The organism is Arsenophonus sp. ENCA (genome assembly GCF_002287155.1).
GTDB lineage: Bacteria > Pseudomonadota > Gammaproteobacteria > Enterobacterales > Enterobacteriaceae > Arsenophonus > Arsenophonus nilaparvatae.
Map to the genome: position 1 here is coordinate 1 of NZ_NHNG01000178.1, position 3,441 is coordinate 3,441.

General features: G+C 44.2%; 4 protein-coding genes and 1 pseudogene. 3 read left to right on the top strand and 2 right to left on the bottom strand.

Translation table 11 applies throughout. From position 1 onward, the window contains the following. On the bottom strand, positions 1-193 hold a 193-nt coding region (locus CBG25_RS21305; protein WP_366212699.1), incomplete at its 3' end, for a transposase family protein. Positions 194-295: 102 nt separating this feature from the next. Between CBG25_RS21305 and CBG25_RS04610 the strand changes: the two genes are divergently transcribed. After that, positions 296-1,336, top strand: a complete 1,041-nt coding sequence (locus CBG25_RS04610) for an IS481 family transposase (RefSeq protein ID WP_290604905.1) — start codon at positions 296-298, stop codon at positions 1,334-1,336. A 52-nt stretch (positions 1,337-1,388) separates the two neighbouring features. On the opposite strand, the gene CBG25_RS04615 is transcribed toward CBG25_RS04610, so the two are convergent. Beyond that, positions 1,389-1,523 carry a hypothetical protein gene (locus CBG25_RS04615; protein WP_290604907.1) on the bottom strand — a complete coding sequence of 45 codons (135 nt, stop codon included), beginning with the start codon at positions 1,521-1,523 and terminating at the stop codon, positions 1,389-1,391. Positions 1,524-1,563: 40 nt separating this feature from the next. Between CBG25_RS04615 and CBG25_RS04620 the strand changes: the two genes are divergently transcribed. Continuing rightward, positions 1,564-1,716: a hypothetical protein gene (locus CBG25_RS04620; RefSeq protein WP_290604909.1), complete on the top strand. Its 153-nt coding sequence runs from the start codon at positions 1,564-1,566 to the stop codon at positions 1,714-1,716. A 644-nt stretch (positions 1,717-2,360) separates the two neighbouring features. Beyond that, a pseudogene (locus CBG25_RS04625) lies at positions 2,361-3,122 on the top strand (DNA circularization N-terminal domain-containing protein); the annotation flags it as partial. Between the last annotated feature and the right edge of the window lie 319 nt (positions 3,123-3,441).

The window sequence follows — 3,441 nt, forward strand, 5'->3', positions numbered from 1 at the left end:
GAAAGGCGCGAAAAAATTCCTCAGCAGAGCGAATTTGACGAGCGGGCAAAACACATTCTCGCCCCAAGGTCATCTCTAAAACCGGCAATAATATTTTTACCCAGCGACATACCCGGGTTCTATCTAAACCAAAAAGAAGTCCTTGCAAATCATAGGTCGGATAACATTTTAAATACAATAAAATAAAAAGCAGTTTATCTGTATTAGTCTTAACTTAATCTGACAATTCTGATTTAAAAAAGAAAGTTACCGGTTTTAATTAACATCATTAGATAATTAAATAAAAGGTAATTTTATGTATCAAACAAATAATCCTATCATCAAACATAAAGTCGGCTTACTTAATCTTGCTGAAGAGCTTCATAACGTATCAAAAGCCTGTAAGATTATGGGGGTATCCAGAGATACTTTCTATCGCTATCAGGAACTTGTCGACGATGGAGGTATAGATGCCTTAATTAATCAAAATCGACGGGTACCTAACGTAAAAAATAGAGTAGATGAACAGATTGAAAGAGCGGTGGTTGAGTATGCGATTGAATACCCTGCACATGGACAACACCGCAGTAGTAATGAACTAAGAAAAAAAGGCATTTTTGTTTCGGGTAGTGGTGTTCGTTCTGTTTGGCTACGTCATGATCTGGAAAATTTTAAAAAACGTCTGAAAGCGCTTGAAGATAAAATAGCAACGGAAGGGATTATTCTGTCAGAATCACAAATCACCGCGTTAGAAAAGAAAGCACAGGATGATGAAGCCAGTGGTGAGATTGAAACAGCACATCCGGGTTACCTGGGGTCGCAGGACACTTTTTATGTTGGTCATTTAAAAGGTGTTGGTCGTATCTACCAACAAACTTATATTGATACTTACTGCAAAGTCGTTCATTGTAAACTTTACACAACGAAAAGTTCGATAACTGCTGCGGATTTATTAAATGACAAGGTTCTGCCTTTTTATGCCCAACATGGATTACCGATATTACGTATACTGACGGACAGAGGTAGTGAATATTGTGGTAAAGTTGAGCATCACGATTATCAACTTTATCTGGCTATCAACGATATTGATCACACAAAAACTAAGGCACGCTCGCCTCAAACTAATGGAATTTGTGAACGTTTTCATAAAACCGTATTACAAGAGTTCTACCAGGTAGTTTTTCGTAAGAAAATCTACGGTAATTTAGAGGAATTACAAACTGATTTAGATAAATGGTTAGAGGAATACAATAACCAGCGTACTCATCAAGGAAAAATGTGTTGCGGTCGAACACCCATAGCAACTTTACACGATGGAAAACAAATTTGGAGAGAAAAAGATTTAAATCAAATTTAGCCTGACAGATACTGTATAAATAACCGGTAACTGTCAGATCAAGTCTGAGCTACTACAGATTAACACAATCACCGTTTTCTTCCTCAAGTCTGCTTCCGCCAAAGACAGAAAATTCACCCCAAAAAGCATCTAATACGATTGGGTTGATGCCTTCACCTTTTGCCCAACATCTCCCGACGAAAAACACGAGATCCGAAGCCCAGGATAAAGCTATCGAGAAGCTCAGGTTGTCTGTGCCGTCACGAGAACAAAAGTTGCAATTGCAAGTTGATTTCAACAACGCACCGCTTGGTATGACGGTGAAACCAGAAGGTAAGCAACCGTCCTGGTTTGACCTGGATTTTACCTATAAAGGCTATAACCGCTTTGCCAGACAATAACATCAAAATGTGACGCTTATCACAATATTGAAAATTTCCCATAGCAAGCCTAATGCCCCCGGGGTGGGTACCCAGTAGAGGGGGCGAAGCCCTTCCGCAGTGGTTTGGCTTTTTGGTGTTTGGTTGTTAACCTTGTCCTTTGAAAGCTACTCTGACCAGCCCCTAGACGGAGCGTGGTGAGGCGATCTTGCTTTTAAGGTTAAGGTACTGTTTTGTGGGATACGCGCCAGACCGAGACAATCCGCGTAACCTCAACTTCTGCCTAGATGCTCACTTTATCAGGTACGTGATGCGTTCACGTGAGACGGGGTAGAGCCAACTTCTTTCCCGAGTTGGTTAGGATTTTAATCCCACCATTTGCCTGTTTATCCTGCCGGAGTCCGGGGCTGTGACCTGAGCTTCTAGGGTGGAGGTATCGGTTTAATGTCGTTGAATGGTATTAAACTGGTAGTGACAAGGCTAGCCAGCCTTGCTAGGATGTGATTGTTGAGATCTGCTTCCTAGCAAGTACCTCCTGTACTTCATAGAAACAGAGTGCCGAAGGCGAGACTGTTTTGCAACAGTTCTCGCCTTTTGCACGTCTGAAACATGAAAAATATATTTAATGACCGCCTTTGGGCGGTTTTTGTTTTAAGGAAGTCGCCATGACTCACTGGAAAGCTAACCTGCGTCCAGCATCCTTTCGCGGCGTACCGTTTCAGGTAGAAGACGACGAGGGGACGTTTGGGCGGCGCGTACAGGTGCATGAATATCCCAATCGCGACAAGCCGTATACAGAAGACTTAGGGCGTGCAACCAGGCGTTTTAACATTGGCGCTTATTTGGTTGGTGATGATTTTTTCGAGGCTAGAGATCGGCTTATTGCGGCTATCGACACGCCAGGGCCAGGGACACTGGTACATCCCTACTACGGCGAAATTGCCGTTTGTATTGATGGCGAGGTAAGAGTCAGCCATAGCGGACGCGAAGGCCGTATGTGTCGTGTCAGTTTTAGCGTGGTTGAGGCGGGAGAGCTATCTTTTCCAACGGCAGGTGTTGCGACAGGCCAAACGCTCATTTCTTCCAGTTCAGCCCTGAATGATCGCATCGGAGAGGCGTTTGCTAACGTAGGCTTAAAAGGCTTGCCGGATTTTGCACAGGCTGGCGTGTTGGCCCGCACCAAAGACATGGTAAGCAAAATGACTCACGCTTTTGAGACCATCGATAGCGGGATCGCGGCAGCGTCTCGTCTTCTACAGGGCGATATCTCCGTGATATTAAAGCCCGGCTCGTCTGGCAAAAGTCTGGTGGAATCGATACAGAAAATGTGGAAGGCGGGACGGCGTACTGCGCAGGATGCCTCTACGCTGGCGCAGCAAATCAAGACGCTATCAGGTGTCACGCTAGGCCATGATTTAGCACCTCGACGCCTAGGAATTTCAAAGATCCTGAGGCCGTATGAAATAGGGATCACAGTCGGTAAGATTTGCTGTTTTTTTCAGCACAAGAGGGAGTGAGATCATTATTTGTTGGCTAATCGACTGATTTTTGAACGAATTTGCTGAATTCAGGCAGATCTTCCCTGCATTACATCACGTAACGCATTCGCGCTATTTCCACTGCGTTAGCAACCAGATCCTTTGTTACCAGCCCATACAAGACCCGCTGATAGACCATTTTCCCGCCACACAGAATACATTTAAAAGGGTCCGTATTGAGCAGTGCTTGGCTGAGGCTGGAAAATGT